The 991-nt window shown below is 35.7% G+C and carries 2 protein-coding genes; both read left to right on the forward strand.

The annotated features are described in order from the left end of the window. Positions 1–247: hypothetical protein (locus JCM15548_RS20600; RefSeq protein ID WP_227626094.1), on the forward strand; the 247-nt coding region annotated here is incomplete at its 5' end. Positions 248–253: 6 nt separating this feature from the next. Then, entirely contained in the window at positions 254–838 is a 585-nt protein-coding gene (locus JCM15548_RS20605) for a YkgJ family cysteine cluster protein (protein ID WP_062129119.1), read from the forward strand. Positions 839–991 lie beyond the last annotated feature (153 nt).

A 991-nucleotide genomic window follows, 5' to 3' on the forward strand; every position in this document is an offset into this window, starting at 1 on the left:
CCATGTGGGCGTTGCCACCAATTATATGAAAGCAGATTTCTACACCATAGAGAATTCCAAGATTATGAAGAATTTTAAAGCAACATTTATTATTGATGGAAAAATAAAAGGAGAAATCATATTTTCTTCTTCAAATCCATTTCATTCTCAATCTGAAAGAATTAGAGATGCGAAAATTGAAATTGAACTACAGCAAGGAATAATTCCAAGTCGTTTATCGCAACTGAAAGTTATTCAACTTGATTAATTATTTATGAAAGAACATATCAAAAAAGTAACAAAACATGTGCTTGAAAATCAATCTGCAATTGACAGTGCATTAAGAATGTTTCCTAGTTGTTGCAGAATAGGCTGTGCTTATTGCTGTATACAACCAATTGAAATTGTAAATATTGAGGAACTACCAATTTCAGAATTCATTAGGTCAAAAATGACAAAGGAGAACTATGCCAAAGTAAGACTTAATATTGCTAACTGGGCTGAGTACTTTAATGATAAATATGACGATACTGGCTTAATGGAGGTGGTCAATCGGGAATTTAGAGAATTAATTGACAAAGATAGAATTGCATGTCCTTTTCTAATTGAAAATAAATGTAGTATCTATCCTGTCAGACCTTTGGCGTGTAGAGCTCACATAATGTTTGACTCACCTGACTTCTGTCGCATGGATGGTTTAAGGGAAGCTCCACCAGAAATTAAAAATCTGAGAAATTTTGTTTTTACGAATCTCACTTCAATTAGAGATACAACTCTGAGGTATTTACCTGTCGCATTATCATCAGCATTAGGATTACCAAGAATTTTCAAACCACATAGAATACGGAAATTGAGTTAAATATAAAATAACAGGTGGCAACAAAGCTGTATACGGCAGCCGGGGCTCCATATCATATTGCGGGTTTCGTTCCCCTAGTCACAACTGCTTGGCCAGAAACTTTCGTAACTGGCAGAAATGCCCCGGCCGACCGCATACAGCCGGGCGTTGTAA

This window comes from Geofilum rubicundum JCM 15548, assembly GCF_000974365.1.
GTDB lineage: Bacteria > Bacteroidota > Bacteroidia > Bacteroidales > Marinilabiliaceae > Geofilum > Geofilum rubicundum.